This is a genomic window from Sphingomonas sp., assembly GCF_023266535.1.
Taxonomy (GTDB): domain Bacteria; phylum Pseudomonadota; class Alphaproteobacteria; order Sphingomonadales; family Sphingomonadaceae; genus Sphingomicrobium.
Genome location: NZ_JAHFPY010000015.1, coordinates 22,375 through 39,854 on the forward strand (window position 1 = coordinate 22,375; position 17,480 = coordinate 39,854).

Genomic DNA, 17,480 nt, shown 5'->3' on the forward strand with positions numbered 1-17,480 from the left:
GGCCCCACCTTGGCCGCCATGATCCGCCGGTCGATTGCCGCCGCCCTTCTGTCGATCGCCCTGGTTGGCGCCAGCCCGCCGGCCGGCCGGCCGTTGGTGCTCGCTTTCGGCGACAGCCTCACTGCCGGATATGGGCTCGACCAGGGCCTGGGGTTCGCTCCGCAACTGCAGGCAAGCTTGCGGCGTAACGGGCTCGCCGCGACTGTCGTCGACGGCGGCGTTTCGGGCGACACCAGCGAGGCCGGCAAGGCCCGGCTCGGCTGGACGCTCGACGGGCTGGCGCGCAAGCCCGACCTGGTCATCGTCGAGCTTGGCGCCAACGACATGCTCCGCGGTCTCGATCCCGCCCTCACTGAGAAAAATCTGGACGCGATCCTGGCGGAACTCCAGCGGCGCAGGATCAAGGTGCTGGTGGCGGGCATGCGCGGCGCCCCGAACCTCGATCCCGCCTATGTGGCTCGGTTCGAGGCGCTCTATCCAGTCGTGGCCCGGCGGCATGGCGCCGCGCTTTATCCCTTCTTCCTCGACGGTGTCGCGGCCCAGCCTGGCATGCAGCAGGCCGACGGAATGCACCCGACCTTTGCCGGGGTGAAGCGGATCGTCACAGGGATAATGCCCGCCGTAAAGCAGACGTTGGGGAACTAGGCGCTCAGGCCCTCGAGCGAGATCGGCTCGGCGAATTCGGCGCCAAGCCGGTTGCCGGCGATCCAGCGAACCAGCGCATTGGCGCGCTCGCGGCCCGGCAGGATCAGCCAGATGCGGGTGCCGACTTCAAAGTCGCCCTCGGCTTCGGCCATGAATCCAGTGGTGGAGATGTTCAGCACCTTGGCCTCGAAGCCCTCGGCGCCCAGTTCGCGGACGCGCGCCCCGATTTCGACCGGGTGCCGCGCCATGCGCCGGCGGTCGCTCAAATCACGCGCTTCTTCGATCCGCGCCTTGATCATCCGAAAATTCATCTCCACGCCAACGCTACTCCAGCGGATTGGCGAAATATACGCCCAATTGACCGTCGCGCAGCCAACGCACCTGGGCGCTGATGGTGCCGCGATCAAGCAATTGAACCGAAACGCTTTCTCCGATGTGGGCGTCACCCGAAAAGCGCAGCATCGCGCCCGAACTCGACAGGTTGAGGACCGTGACGATGTGATTGCGGCCGCGGATCGTCAGCACCGCGGTTTGGGATTCGCTCTCGATCCGGTCCTCGGCGCGCTCGTCGAACATCCGCCTTACGGTGCGCGGAATCATCCCGCCGTGAAGGTGGAATCGCGAAGACATGCGGCCTTTCCTTTTCAAGCGACAAATCCTGCAAATCTTATGCTTCCCAACTGCTTAAGGATTAGTTGGCACGGGGTAAATAAGCGGCGGGGGTCAATGCCCGCCCCTAGTCCGGCCGGTTCATCCTGTGTATGCTCATTCCTGTTAGGATGGGCGCGACTGACCTCAGGGTCATTGGCGTTTTGCGAGGGGTTACGGACTGTGACGAAGGCGCGTTGGAACCGTTTGGCGACGTTTACGGCCATGGCTGTTGTGCCGCTGGCGGTGGCATCAGCCCAGCCGGCAGCTGCTCCGGCCGCGCCGGCTCCCAAGCCAGTTGCCCAGCCGAAGCCCGCCGATCCGATCGGTCCGTTGCCCGAGGGGACGGCCCAGCCGGCCCAGGCGCAGCCCGAGCTGGTTCCACCGGCTCCGCCGCCGCCGCCCCCGGTCTGGACCCTGCAGCAGGCGAGTTCGCTGGTCGGCTACATCAACAATATCGGCAAGGAAGGCCTGACGCCGGCCGATTATGATCCGGCCGGCCTCATCGCCGCGATGCAGTCGAACGATCCGCAACTACTTGCCCAGGCCGCGACCGATCGCTTCAACAGGCTGTCGTCCGACCTCGCGCTCGGCCATGTCCGCGGCGACGCGCGGATCGACTGGCACGTGGTCGACAAGGACCTCGACGACGCCCGCCAACGCGAGATGCTGGAGGCGGCGCTGGTCACCAACCGCATTCCGGAAGTGCTCAACACGCTGCTGCCGACCCATCCGCAATATGGCGCGCTGCGCACGGCGCTGTCGGTTACGCCCGTGACGGACACGCAGACGATCAACCGCATCCGCCTCAACATGGATCGCTGGCGCTGGCTGCCGCGCGAGCTCGGCAACCGCTACATCATCGTCAACGTGCCGAGCTATTATGCGACCTTGGTCGAAAATGGCGTGACCCGCTTCAAGACCAGGGCGGTCGCCGGCGCGATCAAGACGCCGACGCCCCAGCTCAACGCCACCGCGGTCGGCGTGATCCTCAACCCCTGGTGGGAAGTGCCACCGAGCATTTCCAAGGAAGTCGCGGGCAAGCCCGGCTTCGTCTCGGTCAAGGGCAAGGACGGCAAGATCCAGCGCTGGCGCCAGCCGCCGGGGCCGACCAACGCGCTCGGGCAATTGAAGTTCGTGATGTACAACGAACAGAATATCTATCTGCACGACACCAACGCCAAGAGCCGGTTCAACAGCGAGGTGCGCGCCGCCAGCCATGGCTGCATCCGGACCAAGAATGTGCTCGATCTGGCGACCATGCTGCTCGGCGACGACGAAGGCGAATGGACCCCGGACAAGATCGCGGAAACGCTGGCCTCGAAGAAAACGAAACAGGCCAATTTCGTGAAGCCGCTGCCGGTCTACATCGTCTATTTCAGCGTCGCCGCGAACGTCGACGGCACGATCGTCAATTATACCGACATGTACAAGCGCGACGGCAAGGTCATCGAGGCGCTGCTCGACACCAAGGGCGAGGCGCCGGACAAGAAGCCGGCCGAGAAAATCGCTACCAAGTCCTAGCCATAACGAAAAGGGCGGCTCCAGCGGAACCGCCCATTTGCTTCGACATGTGAACTAATTCAGGCGATTAGCTTTTCAGCGAAGATCATCCGCCCGCCCGCCAGCTTGCTCATCACTCTCCACTGGTCGGCGCGGCTGAAGGCGAAGCAGCCTTCCGAGCGGCCGAGCTTGCCGTGGACGTCGATCATCTCCGGCTCGGCATACCAGGCATTGTGGATGACGATCGCGCGCGACGCGGCATTGCTGTTGGTCCAGTCGAGGCCGTCGACCTTCATCGAGAGGCCGTACTTTCCGTGATAATAGTCGCCGGTGGTGTAGGTCCCGTTGGAGGTCGCTTCCGAACCGGGCTGGTTCGAAAACCGCTCGACGAAACCGCTGTGGTCGGGGTCTGAGCCGCGGCCGTGGGCGACGCGGAAGCTTTCGACCGTCCCGCCGGCCAGGTCGACCAGGTGGAAGCGCGGGTCGCGCGAGGCCATTGAGAAATCGACGATGCCGATCGAATCGCGGGCCGCAATGCGGTGCGCATCGAGCGACGCCTTGGCCCGCTCGAACAGGGAAGAATCGATGGCCAAAGGCGTCACCGGCGCGGCGGGAACGCGCGTCACGGGGGCGATCGGAACCATCGGCTGGGTCAGGATGGAGGGCCCAAGGCCCTGCGAACTGGCCGCGCTGGACAGCAACAGGCCACCCGCGCCGGCTGCTCCCAGCCGCAACATTTCCCGACGATTCAACGAACTGCCACCCGCTCTACTCATCCGATGCTTATACGGATCAAAGGGTTAATGGCCGATAACCCTTTTGGCGTTTTGGCGGCTTCCATCCCGCGGGACGAACGGTTCGTCGTGCGACAGGGAACATTGGCGCAAACCGTCTTAGGCGGCTGTGACTTCTTCCACCCCCTGGCTTTCGAGCTCGATCTTGCGGCGCCAGGTCGCCGGCGGCTCGCCATATTCGCGTTTGAAGGCGCGGTTGAACGCGGCCTCGCTGTTGAAGCCCACCGCATAGGCGATGTTGGCGCTGTTCTGCTTGCCGTCCCTCAGCATGTTGGCCGCCATCGTCATCCGCCACTTGGCGCAATAGCGCATCGGCGGCTCGCCCAGCAGCTCGGTGAAGCGCTCGCCCAGCACCGACCGCGACATGCCGACCTCGCGCGCGATGCCCTCGACGTCGAGATCCTCGGCATAGCGCTGGTGGATGATCGACAGGGCCTTGGAAATGGCCGGATCGGCCAGGCCCCGCAGCCAGCCTTGCTCCTCGGCCGGAAGTCGTTCGACATATTCACGGATCGCCTGGGACAGCAGCAGCTCTGACAGGCGGGCAACGGTTTCGGACGGCGGGTTCTGCTCCGCGACGAACCGCATCGAGCTGTCGAGCCACTGCGCCTGGCCATGCGACACGTTAAGGGTCAGCAGCGCCGGCAGCGCGTCGAGGATCGGATGGCTGCTCGATTTGGCCGTGCCGAGGAAGCCGCACCAGACCTCGGCCCGCTGGCCCTTGGTCCCCGCCGCCACATGATGCACGCCTTCGTCGGTGACCCAGCCGATCTCGTCGACCTCGGCCGGCGGAAGTCCGCTTTGGCTGCACAGCATATGCGGGTCGTTGCGCGGCAGGATGGCGATGCTCCCCGCCTCCAGCGTCACCGCCGGCTGGTCGTCGATCTGGATCAGCAGCCGTCCCGACCGGACGTAGTGATAGCTGATCAGCGTGTCCGGCAGCGGGAAAAACGGCGCGCAATGCTCGGGCGTGAACTCGGCGTGGACGCAAAACTCCCCCGAAAAGCCGCCGTCGATGACGACGCCGCCGGTCAGCCGCAGCGATGCCAATATCTCGTCGAGAACGTCCACGTTCGGCTCCCAATTCGGCGTTTCGGTCAATTTATCCGGTAACCCAATCATTTTGGCAAACCGGCACCCGATCTAAATAACCATCACCAATCCCGCCGAGCAAATCCGGAATGGGAAGCGATCTTCGTTTCCAACGGCAAATGCTCGCGGCCAAGAAACATAGGGGTTACGCAGATGACACTCGAACTGATTATCGAACAGCGAAAGATCGCGGCGGTGTTTTTCACCGTCATCGCCAGTTTTTCGTCGATCGCCGCGGCGATCCTGCCCGCTTTTGCCTGATCTATTGGGCTGAAGGGCAAATCGATGCCGTACGATCACCAGTACCGGGAGGCTCCGGTCCGGCCGTGGGAAATCCACAGCCAGGACCGCGAGTTTGCCGCCCGGGCTACCCACCATCTCGATCCCGTGGAAATCGTGATCGGATGCCAGCTGCAGAGCCGTTGGGCGCGCGCCACCAGCGCCGACCCGCGGTTCCGCTAACCACCCACACCTACCCAGAAATCAAAGGAGAAAATCATGTTGGACACTGTCAAGAATGCGCCGGTGAACGGCCTCGACCTCAATGCGCTCGGCGAAGTGGTCGAAGCGATCGGCAAGGATCCCGGCGAGGCGATTGTCGAATTCGACGTCGCCACCCGCTGGGCCGGGCAGACCCGCAGCGAATCGACCGTCACCGGCTTCACCATTGGCGGCGAGCGCATCCAGCGCAGCCACAAGGTGATCGCCGACGAGCCGTGCCAGCTGCTCGGCGCGGATGGCGCTCCCAATCCGCAGGAACTGCTGATGAGCGCGCTCAACGCCTGCATGATGGTCGGCTATGTCGCCGGCGCCTCGCTGCGCGGCGTCAACCTGGAATCGGTCGAAATCCTGACCAGGGGCAAGCTCGACCTGCGCGGCTTCCTCGGGCTCAGCGAAGACGTCATCCCCGGCTATGAATCGATCGATTATGAGGTTCGGATCAAGGGTGACGGCACGGCCGAGGATTATGAGGCGATCCACCAGACGGTGATGAAGACCTCGCCCAACTACTTCAACCTCAGCCGCCCGATCACGATGAACGGCAAGCTGACGATCAGCTAATTGGCCGACCGGCCAGTTGGTTAAGGAGCGGGCGTCCGGTTCGGGCGCCCGCTTTCTTATGGCCGATATGGGTGAAAGCGGACATAGAGGGCGGGCGGCTGCGAGCAAGTGCCGAGGCATCGACCAACTACCAAACGACGCTAGCAACTTGTCCAATTTTTCCCTTCACTGCCGCTGGCCGACTATCCTTCTCATGTCGCCAAACATAGAAATTGCAGCCATATTGTTGGAGACGGTGCATTCCTCCATCAGAAATCTTAATACTTGCGCGGAAACCTCCGTTAACGGGTCTTCTCCACGTTTTCCGGCGTGAAGTTCTATGTCTTCCCACTCATCATAGATTGCCGGGTTAATAGCCTTGAATGCGGCAACAACTTTACGCGTGTCTCCGACAGAGTGGGTGCCGGGATAATTCAAGACCACGTCCTTGAGGCCATTCGCCATAGAAAATACCTTCCCTCCCGTCATACACTTGGCAGCCGCAGCACGTTATGGTGGCATCGTTGCACTGGCTTCCTAATGGCCGCAATGGGTAGAAAACGGCCATTTCGCATTTTCAAACCGGGACTCCACCGAATCCCGCCTGTGCCTTGTCACGAACGGGCGTCGCTGCTAAGGGGCCGCCTCCGCACGCCCCATGGGCGCTTGCGAACCATGTTTATTGCCCAGCGAAGACTAAGCCGGCGATTCGGCTTTGGCGCCGGGTTCGCCCGGTCGCTTTCGGGCAATTTTTGAAGGGAGTTGTACGGCTTTTATGCAAATCATCGTTCGCGACAATAATGTCGACCAGGCGCTGCGGGCGCTCAAGAAGAAGCTGCAGCGTGAGGGCGTCTACCGCGAGATGAAGCTGCGCCGTCACTACGAAAAGCCGTCGGAAAAGCGCGCTCGTGAACGGGCCGCCGCGATCCGCCGGGCGCGCAAGCTCGAGCGCAAGCGGATGGAGCGCGAAGGCACGGCGCGCTAAGCCCGCCTGACGCTTCGCTTTCCTTTCTTTCCCTGGCCGCATCGCGAGGGCTGACATGTCGGTTACCCAGGTTCCGCTCCGTCCCGTCGCCAAGGGCACGCTCGTCATGCTGTGGCTGGCGATCGCCGCGCTGATCGCGCTGGCCTATGGCGTCGCTTACATGGGCGCCGGCCAGTTCCGCAGCGTCACGATCGAAACCGTCGCCGCCGGCAAGGGGCCGCTGATCACCGAGCAGGATGCGGTCTTGATCGAATTTACCGGGCGGACCGCAGACGGTCAGGTGTTTGGCTCCACTGAGGGCCAGGACCCAGCGGCCTTCATGGTATCGCAGCTCGTGCCCGGTATGAAGCAGGCTGTTACTCAGATGCAGGAGGGCGGTCGCTACAAGATTCTGGTTCCGGGACGCCTTGCCTATGACAAGGACCCAACGCCGGGTGCTCCGCGCGGTGACCTCACCTTTGACATCCATGTCGTGCAGGTCGTGCCCAACGCCGCGCTGCAGATGGGCGCCGCCCAGCAACAACAGCAGCAACCACCGCCGCAGCAGCCGTAGGCGCTAGCCGCTGTCCGCCGCGGTTCGCGGCCTGTTTCCCTCGCTGAATTTCTCCAGCGCCACCTTGATGGTGGCGACGATCGGGTCGGCCAGCAGCAGGCCGAGCACCCCGAACAAAGCCCCGAAAAGCAGCTGCGCGGCCAGCACCAGCGCCGGCGCCAGGTCGACCGTGCGACGGGCGATATAGGGCACCACCAGATAGCCGTCGACATTCTGTACCAGGAAATAGACGAAGATCGCCCACAGGCCCTCGCCCTGGCCCGCCGAAAAACCGACCGCGACCATCAGCACCCCGGAAATGATCGCGCCGATGTTGGGGACGAACGCCAAGAGGCCGGTCAACAGGCCGAGCAGCGCGGCCACCGGCACGCCACCCGCCCACAGCATGAGCCAGGTGAATACACCTTCGAACGCCATGCCGACGATCCGCCCGAACATCAGCCGGCGCAGCGTGAAGCCGACCCGGTTGCTGAGCTCGTGGAAGCGGGCACGATTGCCGACCGGCAGCATCCAGGCGACGCCCGTGTCGTACAGCTTGGGCTCGATCGCGACGAAGATGCCGATGACGATGATCATCAGCATCGAGGTGACGGCACCGATCGCCGTGCCGACCGCGCTGGTCAGCTTGCCGACGCCGCCCAATATTTCCTGGCCGAGACTGTGCAGGCCGGCGCCGCCGGCCGGCATCAGGTCCATCTGCACGGCATAGCCGACCAGCCGCTGCCATTGCTCGGCGACCACGTCGCGCAGCTCATTGGCCTGGCCGACCAGCGTACTTCCCGCAAAATAGAAGACCCAGCCGACGAAGGCGAAACCGGCGATGGTGACGATCGCCAGCCGCCAGCCGCGCCCGATCGGCAGCACCCGGCCGAGCAGGCGCGTGCCGCCGTCGAGGATCACCGCGAAAACCATCCCGCCGATGATCAGCAGGATCGGCTGCGACAGGACGATGAGGCCAGCGGCAAGCAGCGCCATGCCGATCCACACCGCGGCCTTGCGCACCTCGCGGATGATCGTGAGGTCGGAGATGTCGGCGGGGCCTGGCCGTTCGACTGATGCAGTCGGTTTGGGGGCCTTGGCCATCGCCTTTAGTCCTTCTTCGGCCTGAGCGAGGTACCCGCCCGGCCCTCGCGGAACGCCTCGAACCAGGTCGAGGGGCTGGTCAGCCTGGTCGTGCCGTCCAGGCTGAACGTGATGAACTCGGCGCGGCCGCCGATATTCTCGATCGGCACCGGACCGCCCAGACCTTGCTCCATCAGGCTGAAGCGGCTGTCGGCGCTATGGTCGCGATTGTCGCCCATCAGGAACAGCCGGTCGGCCGGGATCTTGATCGGCCCGTAACTGTCGCCGTCCGACCCGTTGACATCGTCGATCGTGTTGTAGCTGACGCCGTTGGGCAGCGTTTCGTGGACGATCGGCAGGCGGCAGAACTCGCCCTCGCCGGTCTGGACGATGCGGTCCTCGTAAAAATGGCCGAAGCTGCACGGCGAATTGGCGTCGACCGGGATCATCACCGGCGGCCTCGCGACGGCCGGGATCGGCTGGCCGTTGAGGATGACCCGGCCCTGGCGGACCTCGATGGTGTCGCCGGGAAGGCCGATCACTCGTTTGATATAATCCTGGCTGCCGCCTGGCGGTGTGACGATGACGATATCGCCGCGCTCGGGCAGGCCGGCCAGGATGCGGCCCTTCGTGAACGGCAAGGTGATGGTCCAGGGCTCCGACCGGCGGAGCAGCAGGTTGCGGAGGATCGCCGCCGGATTGGGAATGGTCGGCGATACATAGGACCAGCCGTAGGGATATTTGGTCACCACCAGCCGGTCGCCGGTCAGCAGGTTCGGCATCATCGATTCGGACGGAATGTAGAATGGCTTGGCGATGAAGCTGTGGAACGCCAGCACCGCCAGCAGCACCCAGAACAGGCCCTTCACCTCGCGCCAGATCATCTGGCCGCGGCTTTCCTTCACCACTTCGGACTGCTCAGCCGGCGCCATTTCGGCGGTGGCGGGCTCGGTACGCTCGGACAATCAGGGCTCCATCTTGCGGGCATAAAGAATGACGAACGCCTGTGCCCAGGGATGGTCGTCGGTCAACGTCAAATGTACCTCGATGGCGTGGCCTTCCGGCACCAGCGCGTCAAGCCGCGCCTTGGCGCCGCCGGTAAGGTGCAGGGTCGGGGCGCCGGACGGCGCATTGATGACGCCAATGTCCTTCATATAGACGCCGCGCTTGAAGCCGGTCCCGACCGCCTTGGAAAATGCCTCCTTGGCGGCGAAGCGCTTGGCCAGCGTCCCGGCCATGGTGTGGGGACGCCGCGCCGCCTTGGCCCGCTCGGTGTCGGTGAAGACGCGGTTCAGGAATCGCTCGCCGAAGCGGTCGACCGAGCCCTGGATCCGCTCGATGTTGCACAGGTCAGAGCCGATCCCGACGATCATAAATCCATCGCCATCAGCAAAAACGGCAAACCAATAATGGGCAGAAATAGCGCCAAAGCTGCGAGCCGGCCTTTGCCGAGAGCGTGAAGCTTGCGGCCCCCAAACACTGCACATGCGGTGAGGACTAAGGGGACAACCAAGAATTGCAGTGTGAAGCGAAGGTATACTGCTGCTGCAGACGGCACTGGATGCCCGTACGGCATGAACGCTGCCAACACGAAAAGCCCAAATCCTCCGGCCATAGCGACAGCAAGAAAATCGACCGCAGCAATAGCGTTGAGAAGGGGAGGCAGCGGCTTCTGGCTTTTGCTCGAGTTCACCGCGCTTCGTCCATCAATGCCCGCATCCGCCGGACGCTGGCCTCCAGCCCGGTGAAGATCGCCTCGCCGACCAGGAAATGGCCGATGTTGAGTTCGGCCAGCTGCGGGATGGCCGCGACCGGCACGACATTGTCGAAGGTCAGGCCATGGCCGGCATGCGGTTCGATGCCGTTCTTGGCCGCCAGCGCGGCGGCATCGGCGATCCGCCTCAGCTCGGTGGCGCGGTCCTCGCCATCGACATGGGCGTAGCGGCCGGTGTGGAACTCGACCACCGGCGCGCCGAGCCGGACGGCGGCCGCGACCTGCTCCTCGCTCGGCTCGATGAACAGCGACACGCGGATTCCCGCATCGGTCAGCCGCGCCACAAATGGCTGGAGCGCCGCGAATTGCCCCGCGGCATCGAGCCCGCCCTCGGTGGTCCGTTCCTCGCGTTTTTCGGGGACGATGCAGGCGGCATGCGGCCGATGCGCCAGCGCGATCGCCAGCATTTCCCCGGTCGCCGCCATCTCCAGGTTCAGCGGCAGGTCGATCTCGGCCATCAGCCGGTCGATGTCCGCGTCGGTAATGTGGCGCCGGTCTTCGCGGAGGTGCGCTGTGATCCCGTCGGCGCCGGCCCGGGCCGCTTCATGCGCCGCGCGGACCGGGTCGGGATGCGGCCCACCGCGCGCGTTCCGGATGGTCGCGACATGGTCGATGTTGACGCCCAGCCTCAGGCTCATGCTTCGACGCGGCTCCCCGGCTTCACCGCCGGAATCTTGGCCAGTTCCTCGGGCAGATCATCGGCGTCGTATGTCGGCACATCGATCCGGATCAGGGGGAAGAAGGGCACCCCCAAATCGGCATTGCCGCCCGACCGGTCGACCAGCGCTGCCTCGGCGACGACCTTGCCGCCAGCGTCGCCGATCGCCGCAATCGCTTCCTTCGACGACAGGCCGGTGGTGACCACATCCTCGACCATCAGCACCCTTGCCCCAGGCTTCAGCGCGAAGCCGCGACGCAGGTGGAACACGCCCTCGGGCCGCTCGACGAACATTGCCGGCCTGCCCAGCGCCCGGCCCATTTCATGGCCGATGATCACGCCGCCCATCGCAGGTGAGACCACCACGTCGATGGATTCGCGCAAGTCCGCCGGCAGCTTGTCGGCCAGCGCCCGCGCCAGCCGTTCGGCCCGGCTTGGGTCCATCAATACCCGCGCGCATTGCAGGTAGCGCGGGCTCCTGAGGCCCGACGAGAGGATGAAATGGCCTTCCAGCAGCGCGTCCGCGGCGCGGAATTCCGCCAAAATCTGCTCGTCGGTCACGCTGTTCTCCTTGGCCTTCGCGGCCCGAAATAGGCGCGCCGCGCGTCCCTCGCAACCGCCGCTTGAGGGACTGGAATGTCCCGCCTATAAGGCCGCCAATTCCGGCCCGGCCGTCCATCGGCGGGCCAATCCTGGCAACCCAATCAATCGGGGTGATGATGAAACTATTGGGATGGGCGGTTGCCCTGGCGGCAATGGGGCTAACACCGGCAGCGGCAAGCGCCCAGGCGCCAGCAGCGACTACCAGCGCGGCACCGGCCGCGACGACTGCGGCTCCGGCCGATGCCACCGCCAATGCCGTGGTCCCGGCCCCGTCGATCGACTATGCCGCCCCGACCCCCGACGTCGGCATGCCCGTCCCCGGCAGCAAGGGCATCCAGACCCAGGTGACCGCGCTCGGCGAACGCGCCGAGGCGTTCCACAACGGCCCGCTGCTGTGGCTGTGCGTCATCATCAGCGCCTTCGTCCTGGCCCTGCTGCTCTACACCATCTTCCGTTATCGCCGCGGCGCCAACCCGACCCCGTCGCGCACCACCCACAACACCGCGATCGAAGTCGTCTGGACGCTGGTTCCGGTGCTGATCCTGGTGGCCATCGCCATTCCCTCGATCCGGCTGATCAAGGCGCAGTACAGCCCGCCACCGGCCGACGTGACGATCAAGGTGATCGGCAACCAATGGTATTGGACCTACCAATATCCCGACAATGGCGGGATCGAGATCGTGTCCAACATGCTCAAGGAGCAGAAGGATGTGAAGCCGGGCGATCGCTATCGCACCGACGCCGACGGCCCGCCCTTGCTGGCCGCCGACGAGCGGATGGTGATCCCGGCCGGCAAGGTGGTGAAGTTCATCGTCACCTCCAACGACGTGATCCACGCCTTCGCCGTCCCCGCCTTCTGGACCAAGATCGACGCCAACCCCGGCCGCCTCAACGAGACCTGGGTCAAGGTCGACCGCCCGGGCGTCTATTTCGGCCAGTGCAGCGAACTGTGCGGCGCGCGCCACGGCTTCATGCCGATCGTGGTCGAGGCGGTGCCGGAAGCGACCTTCAACGCCTGGCTCGCCAGCAAGGGCGGCCAGCCCAGGGCCGCGATTGAGGCCAAGGCCAAGGCTGACGCCGCCGCGGCTGCTGCCGCCAAGGCCGCTGCTGCTGCCGCCCCGGCTCCGGCGGAAACCAATACGGCAGTCGCCGCAACCGAAACGCCTGCCGCCAACGCCGCGGCGCCGGCCACCAACTAAGACGCGGAAACGAGACACCCATGAGCACCATTCCCGCCAACGCGCTTCCGCTGAAGGCTCACGACGACCATCACGCGCATCATGACGCGGACCATAAGCCGGGCTTCTTCGCCCGCTGGTTCATGTCGACCAACCACAAGGATATCGGCACGCTCTACCTGTTGTTCGCGATCGTCGCGGGCATCATCGGCGGTGCGGTCTCCGGCATCATGCGCGCCGAGCTGATGCACCCCGGCATCCAGGTGCTGACCCAGGCCTGGCCGATCGGCGCCGGCGCCGGTGCCAGCTTCGACGAGGCGCTGCACCACTGGAACGTCCTCATCACCGCCCACGGCCTGATCATGGTGTTCTTCATGGTCATGCCGGCGATGATCGGCGGGTTCGGCAACTGGTTCGTGCCGCTGATGATCGGCGCGCCCGACATGGCCTTCCCGCGGATGAACAACATCAGCTTCTGGCTGCTCGTCCCGGCGTTCATCCTGCTGCTTGGCTCATCCTTTGTCAGTGGCGGTACCGGCCTTGGCGCCGGCACCGGCTGGACGGTCTATGCCCCGCTCTCGACTTCGGGCTCGGCCGGCCCGGCGGTCGACATGGCGATCTTCGCGCTGCACCTGGCGGGCGCCAGCTCGATCCTCGGCGCGATCAACTTCATCACCACCATCTTCAACATGCGCGCGCCGGGCATGACCCTGCACAAAATGCCGCTGTTCGTCTGGTCGGTGCTGATTACCGCCTTCCTGCTGCTCTTGGCGCTGCCGGTGCTGGCCGGCGCGATCACCATGCTGCTCACGGACCGCAACTTCGGCACGACCTTCTTCGATGCCAGCGGCGGCGGCGATCCGGTGCTCTACCAGCATCTGTTCTGGTTCTTCGGTCACCCCGAGGTCTACATCATGATCCTGCCGGGCTTCGGCATGGTCAGCCAGATCATCGCCACCTTCAGCCGCAAGCCGGTGTTCGGTTATCTCGGCATGGCCTATGCCATGGTCGCGATCGGCGTGGTTGGCTTCGTCGTCTGGGCCCACCACATGTTCACCATCGGCATGGACGTGAACACCAAGATGTACTTCACCGCCGCGACGATGATCATCGCGGTCCCGACCGGCGTGAAAATCTTCTCGTGGATCGCCACCATGTGGGGCGGCTCCTTGAGCTTCGAGACGCCGATGCTGTGGGCGATCGGCTTCATCTTCCTGTTCACCGTCGGCGGCGTCACCGGCGTCGTGCTCGCCAATGGCGGCGTCGATAATTACATGCACGACACCTATTATGTCGTCGCGCACTTCCACTATGTGCTGAGCCTCGGCGCGGTCTTCGCCATCTTCGCCGGCTGGTATTACTGGTTCGGCAAGATGACCGGGAAGATGTACAACGAGCTCCTCGGCAAGCTGCACTTCTTCATCATGTTCATCGGCGTGAACCTGATCTTCTTCCCGCAGCATTTCCTCGGCCTCGACGGCATGCCGCGGCGTATCCCGGACTACACCCCGGCGTTCGAGAAGTGGAACGAGGTCTCGACCTACGGCTATATGGTGATGGCGGTCGGCATGCTGATCTTCTTCGTCAACATGATCTGGTCGCTCGGCTGGGGCAAAAAGGCTCCCGACAATTATTGGGGCGAAGGCGCGACCACGCTCGAATGGACGCTGTCGAGCCCGCCGCCCTACCACCAGTTCGAGACGCTTCCCAGAATTGACTAGGATTCGGCCTGACTAAAAATGAAAGCGCCCCGGTCCCGGCCGGGGCGCTTTTCTTTGGAAGAAGCCCTCACGCCCTAATGACCACTTTCGACCCATTGCGGTCATGACACTAGAGGATCAATAGGCCCCCATGCTTCGAGTAAAAGCAATCGTAGGCCAGGTCCATGTCGGTGACATTTGACGGCGGCTGTACAATAACAACCATCGGCTTTGATACGAGCGGTCTCTGAATGTCGCCATCACGCCAGGGCCTAACGGTGACAACTTCAAACCCGCATTTAACGGCGTCTTTCGCTGATTTCGCCATCTGAGAAGCCGAACCGGCCGAAACAACACGTGGTGCGAAATCGGGCTCATCAGTAGTCTGCGCATGTGTCGGGGTGGCAGTAAGTGCCAAGGAGATCGATGCCAAAACTCGGTGGGCCACTCGGGGACACTATGGTTGCAAGCGTCCGTTTTCCACCCATTTCGGTCATGACCGCTTTCGACCCATTCCGGCCATTCGGTGGCCAACGCCTTTAGCCACGACCGTGGTTGCTCCAAACCCTTGGCAGCGGCCCCTTTCCTCCCTTCGGCCGACCCCCTATAGGCACGCGCGTGACCAGCGTCCCCCTGACCCGCGAATCCCAGCTGCCGGCCGATTGGCGCGACCTGCTCGCGCTGACCAAGCCGCGCGTGATGAGCCTGGTGGTGTTCACCGGCCTGTGCGGCCTCCTCGCCGCGCCGGGGCCGGTCCATCCGGTACTCGGCTTCACCGCCGTGCTGTGCATCGCGCTCGGCGCGGGCGCGGCCGGGGCGCTCAACCAATGGTATGAGGCCGACCTCGACGCCAAGATGAAACGGACCGCCGGCCGGCCGCTTCCCGCCGGGCGGATGAGCCGCCAGACCGCGCTCCATTTCGGGGTCGGGCTCGCCGCCTTCTCGGTGATCCTGATGGACCTCGCCGCCAATCACCTTGCCGCTGCGGTGCTGGCCCTTTCGATCCTCTTCTATGTGCTGGTCTATACCGTCTGGCTGAAGCCGCGGACCGCCCAGAACATCGTCATCGGCGGCGCCGCCGGGGCCTTCCCGCCGCTGATCGGCTGGGCGGCGGTGACCGGCGATGTCACGACCCTGCCGATCCTGCTGTTCGCGATCATCTTCCTGTGGACCCCGCCGCACTTCTGGGCGCTGTCGCTGTTCGTCCGGACCGATTACGCCAATGCCGGCATCCCGATGCTGCCGGTTGTCGCCGGCATCGAAAGCACCCGCCGCCAGATCCTGCTCTACACGCTGCCGATGATCGCCGCCGCGGTGGCGCCCTGGGCGCTGGGCCTGACTGGATGGGTCTATGGCACCGCCTCGACCATCCTCAGCGCCATCTTCCTGGTGCTGGCCTTCAACGTCTTCGCCAACAAGGCGACCGAGCCCAAGGCGATGGGTCCGGAAAAGAAGCTGTTCGCTTTCTCCATCTTCTACCTGTTCGGGTTGTTCGCCGCGCTGGTGATCGACCGGTGGCTGATCTGATGCCGCAGGACGACGACGAGGTAATCCGTAAGCGGCAGCGGGAGCGGGCACGCCTGATGGCCATATTGCTCGGCGTGTTTGTCGTGCTGATGTTCGCCATCACCATCGCCAAGATGACGGTCAATCGATGAACAGCGTCGCGCAGAAGAACCGCACCGTCGGGTTCCGCGCCGCCCTGTTCGGCATCGCCATGCTGGCGCTCGCCTTCGCGTCCGTGCCGCTCTACCGCGTCTTCTGCCAGGTCACCGGCTTTGGCGGGACGACGATGAAGGCCGCCGCCGCGCCAGGCGCTGTTACCGGCGAGATCGGCGTGCGGTTCGACGCCAACATCGACCCGCGCCTGCCTTGGAAATTCGTGCCGGAGCAGGAGACGGTGCGCATCCATCCCGGCGCACGCACGACGATCTATTATGACGCGACCAACTACACCGCGCGTTCGACCACGGGGCAGGCGATCTTCAACGTCACGCCCGAATCCGCCGGCAAATATTTCAGCAAGATCGAATGTTTCTGCTTCACCGAACAGACGCTGAAACCGGGCCAGAGCGTGCGCATGCCGGTGGTCTTTTTCGTCGATCCCAAGCTGCGCCAGGACCCCGATACCAGGCCGATCGACGAGATCACCTTGAGCTACACATTTTATCCGGTGGATAATCCGGAAACCGCTCGCTAGAGCGGCTAGCAATCACAGGGAAACGAGATTCATGGCTGGCACCAAGAACCACGATTATCACATCCTTCCGCCCGACCAGTGGCCGATCATCGGTGCCACCGCCGCGCTGTCCTTCTTCGGCGGGATGGTGATGTGGATGCACGACAATCCCTACGGCAAATTCCTCATTCTGTTAGGGGTCATCGGCATCGCCACAACCATGTTCAACTGGTGGGCCAATGTGATCCGCGAAGGCAAGGCCGGCGATCATACCCCGGTGGTCCAGCTGCACCTGCGCTACGGCATGATCATGTTCATCGCCTCGGAGGTGATGTTCTTCGTTGCCTGGTTCTGGGCTTTCTTCTCGTCGGCCCTGTTCCCGGCCCCGGTCGAATGGGTCGACGGCGCGGTCCAGCATATCACCAACCCGGCGACGGCGGGCATCTGGCCGATGAAGGGCCTCGAAGTGCTCGATCCGTTCGGCTTCCCGCTCCTCAACACCTTCATCCTGCTCTGTTCGGGTACCACCGTGACCTGGGCGCATCACGCCATGATCCATGGTCATCGCGGCGGCGAGATGAAGGGGCTGTGGGGCGCGCTCGGCGTGGGCGAGAATGACGGGCTCAAAAAGGGCCTGTGGCTGACCATCCTGCTCGGCCTGCTGTTCACCTCGATCCAGGCCTATGAATATATCCATGCGCCGTTCGGCTTTAAGGCGAACATCTTCGGCGCGACCTTCTTCATGGCTACCGGCTTCCACGGTTTCCACGTCATCATCGGCACCATCTTCCTGATCGTCTGCCTGGCCCGCGCCTACAAGGGCGACTTCACGCCGCAGCATCACTTCGGGTTCGAAGCCGCGGCCTGGTACTGGCACTTCGTCGACGTCGTGTGGCTGTTCCTGTTCGTGTCGATCTACGTCTGGGGCGGCGCCGGCGCACCTCACCACGGCGGATAATGAGCGAGGCGCCAACCGGCGCCGCGCCGTCGCTGGCGGCGGCGAGCTTTGAAGGGCTGTGTCCCCGCTGCGGAGCGAGGACCTTGTTCGCTGGATTGACCGGATTT

The 17,480-nt window shown here is 64.1% G+C and carries 23 protein-coding genes; 12 read left to right on the forward strand and 11 right to left on the reverse strand.

Going from position 1 to position 17,480, the window contains the following annotated elements:
* Positions 1–18: 18 nt before the first annotated feature.
* The gene (locus Q0C64_RS03740; RefSeq protein WP_294120916.1) at positions 19–645 is read left to right on the forward strand and encodes an arylesterase; all 627 of its coding nucleotides are present in this window, start codon (positions 19–21) and stop codon (positions 643–645) included.
* Here the strand turns inward: Q0C64_RS03740 and Q0C64_RS03745 are convergent.
* Entirely contained in the window at positions 642–956 is a 315-nt protein-coding gene (locus Q0C64_RS03745; protein WP_294120918.1) for a PilZ domain-containing protein, read from the reverse strand. The genes Q0C64_RS03740 and Q0C64_RS03745 overlap by 4 nt on opposite strands.
* A 13-nt stretch (positions 957–969) precedes the next feature.
* A complete protein-coding gene (locus Q0C64_RS03750) occupies positions 970–1,275 on the reverse strand; it encodes a PilZ domain-containing protein (protein ID WP_294120920.1) in 306 nt (101 codons plus the stop codon).
* A 243-nt stretch (positions 1,276–1,518) separates the two neighbouring features.
* Between Q0C64_RS03750 and Q0C64_RS03755 the strand changes: the two genes are divergently transcribed.
* Positions 1,519–2,817 (forward strand): L,D-transpeptidase family protein, encoded by a 1,299-nt coding sequence (locus Q0C64_RS03755; protein ID WP_294120922.1) that lies wholly within the window; start codon positions 1,519–1,521, stop codon positions 2,815–2,817.
* 59 nt (positions 2,818–2,876) lie between these two features.
* Here the strand turns inward: Q0C64_RS03755 and Q0C64_RS03760 are convergent, their stop codons facing one another.
* Positions 2,877–3,548, reverse strand: coding sequence for a murein L,D-transpeptidase catalytic domain family protein (locus Q0C64_RS03760; protein WP_294120924.1), 672 nt, complete (start codon positions 3,546–3,548; stop codon positions 2,877–2,879).
* 141 nt (positions 3,549–3,689) lie between these two features.
* Entirely contained in the window at positions 3,690–4,661 is a 972-nt protein-coding gene (locus tag Q0C64_RS03765; protein ID WP_294120926.1) for an AraC family transcriptional regulator, read from the reverse strand.
* Between the two features lie 306 nt (positions 4,662–4,967).
* Between Q0C64_RS03765 and Q0C64_RS03770 the strand changes: the two genes are divergently transcribed.
* Together Q0C64_RS03770 and Q0C64_RS03775 are read left to right on the forward strand one after the other, a co-directional pair.
* Positions 4,968–5,144 carry a hypothetical protein gene (locus Q0C64_RS03770; protein WP_294120928.1) on the forward strand — a complete coding sequence of 59 codons (177 nt, stop codon included), beginning with the start codon at positions 4,968–4,970 and terminating at the stop codon, positions 5,142–5,144.
* A 36-nt stretch (positions 5,145–5,180) separates the two neighbouring features.
* Positions 5,181–5,744: an OsmC family protein gene (locus Q0C64_RS03775; RefSeq protein WP_294120931.1), complete on the forward strand. Its 564-nt coding sequence runs from the start codon at positions 5,181–5,183 to the stop codon at positions 5,742–5,744.
* A gap of 165 nt (positions 5,745–5,909) precedes the next feature.
* Here Q0C64_RS03775 and Q0C64_RS03780 read toward each other — a convergent pair whose 3' ends face one another.
* Positions 5,910–6,188, reverse strand: a complete 279-nt coding sequence (locus Q0C64_RS03780; RefSeq protein ID WP_294120933.1) for a hypothetical protein — start codon at positions 6,186–6,188, stop codon at positions 5,910–5,912.
* Between the two features lie 310 nt (positions 6,189–6,498).
* Here Q0C64_RS03780 and rpsU point away from each other — a divergent pair, with 310 nt between their 5' ends.
* Together rpsU and Q0C64_RS03790 are read left to right on the forward strand one after the other, a co-directional pair.
* Positions 6,499–6,708 (forward strand): 30S ribosomal protein S21, encoded by a 210-nt coding sequence (rpsU, locus tag Q0C64_RS03785; protein ID WP_166091729.1) that lies wholly within the window; start codon positions 6,499–6,501, stop codon positions 6,706–6,708.
* 55 nt (positions 6,709–6,763) lie between these two features.
* Positions 6,764–7,261, forward strand: coding sequence for an FKBP-type peptidyl-prolyl cis-trans isomerase (locus Q0C64_RS03790; RefSeq protein WP_294120937.1), 498 nt, complete (start codon positions 6,764–6,766; stop codon positions 7,259–7,261).
* A 3-nt stretch (positions 7,262–7,264) separates the two neighbouring features.
* On the opposite strand, the gene Q0C64_RS03795 is transcribed toward Q0C64_RS03790, so the two are convergent.
* From Q0C64_RS03795 to pyrE, 6 genes are all read right to left on the reverse strand, one after another.
* Positions 7,265–8,344 carry an AI-2E family transporter gene (locus Q0C64_RS03795; RefSeq protein WP_294120938.1) on the reverse strand — a complete coding sequence of 360 codons (1,080 nt, stop codon included), beginning with the start codon at positions 8,342–8,344 and terminating at the stop codon, positions 7,265–7,267.
* A 5-nt stretch (positions 8,345–8,349) separates the two neighbouring features.
* Positions 8,350–9,207, reverse strand: coding sequence for a signal peptidase I (lepB, locus tag Q0C64_RS03800; protein ID WP_294120951.1), 858 nt, complete (start codon positions 9,205–9,207; stop codon positions 8,350–8,352).
* A gap of 81 nt (positions 9,208–9,288) precedes the next feature.
* The gene (acpS, locus tag Q0C64_RS03805) at positions 9,289–9,696 is read right to left on the reverse strand and encodes a holo-ACP synthase (protein ID WP_294120939.1); all 408 of its coding nucleotides are present in this window, start codon (positions 9,694–9,696) and stop codon (positions 9,289–9,291) included.
* Positions 9,693–10,016 carry a hypothetical protein gene (locus tag Q0C64_RS03810; RefSeq protein WP_294120940.1) on the reverse strand — a complete coding sequence of 108 codons (324 nt, stop codon included), beginning with the start codon at positions 10,014–10,016 and terminating at the stop codon, positions 9,693–9,695. Before Q0C64_RS03810 ends, acpS begins: the two co-directional genes overlap by 4 nt.
* Positions 10,013–10,735 (reverse strand): pyridoxine 5'-phosphate synthase, encoded by a 723-nt coding sequence (locus Q0C64_RS03815; RefSeq protein WP_294120942.1) that lies wholly within the window; start codon positions 10,733–10,735, stop codon positions 10,013–10,015. Before Q0C64_RS03815 ends, Q0C64_RS03810 begins: the two co-directional genes overlap by 4 nt.
* Positions 10,732–11,316 (reverse strand): orotate phosphoribosyltransferase, encoded by a 585-nt coding sequence (gene pyrE, locus Q0C64_RS03820; RefSeq protein WP_294120943.1) that lies wholly within the window; start codon positions 11,314–11,316, stop codon positions 10,732–10,734. The genes Q0C64_RS03815 and pyrE overlap by 4 nt, the downstream gene beginning before the upstream one ends.
* 155 nt (positions 11,317–11,471) lie before the next feature.
* Between pyrE and coxB the strand changes: the two genes are divergently transcribed.
* From coxB to Q0C64_RS03850, 6 genes are all read left to right on the forward strand, one after another.
* The gene (coxB, locus tag Q0C64_RS03825) at positions 11,472–12,557 is read left to right on the forward strand and encodes a cytochrome c oxidase subunit II (RefSeq protein WP_366004239.1); all 1,086 of its coding nucleotides are present in this window, start codon (positions 11,472–11,474) and stop codon (positions 12,555–12,557) included.
* Between the two features lie 20 nt (positions 12,558–12,577).
* A complete protein-coding gene (gene ctaD, locus Q0C64_RS03830) occupies positions 12,578–14,257 on the forward strand; it encodes a cytochrome c oxidase subunit I (RefSeq protein WP_294120945.1) in 1,680 nt (559 codons plus the stop codon).
* A 597-nt stretch (positions 14,258–14,854) separates the two neighbouring features.
* The gene (locus Q0C64_RS03835) at positions 14,855–15,763 is read left to right on the forward strand and encodes a heme o synthase (protein ID WP_294120947.1); all 909 of its coding nucleotides are present in this window, start codon (positions 14,855–14,857) and stop codon (positions 15,761–15,763) included.
* Positions 15,763–15,894, forward strand: coding sequence for a hypothetical protein (locus Q0C64_RS03840; protein WP_294120948.1), 132 nt, complete (start codon positions 15,763–15,765; stop codon positions 15,892–15,894). The genes Q0C64_RS03835 and Q0C64_RS03840 overlap by 1 nt, the downstream gene beginning before the upstream one ends.
* The gene (locus Q0C64_RS03845; protein ID WP_294120949.1) at positions 15,891–16,436 is read left to right on the forward strand and encodes a cytochrome c oxidase assembly protein; all 546 of its coding nucleotides are present in this window, start codon (positions 15,891–15,893) and stop codon (positions 16,434–16,436) included. The genes Q0C64_RS03840 and Q0C64_RS03845 overlap by 4 nt, the downstream gene beginning before the upstream one ends.
* Before the next feature lie 31 nt (positions 16,437–16,467).
* Entirely contained in the window at positions 16,468–17,373 is a 906-nt protein-coding gene (locus tag Q0C64_RS03850; RefSeq protein ID WP_294120950.1) for a cytochrome c oxidase subunit 3, read from the forward strand.
* Positions 17,374–17,480: the final 107 nt, after the last annotated feature.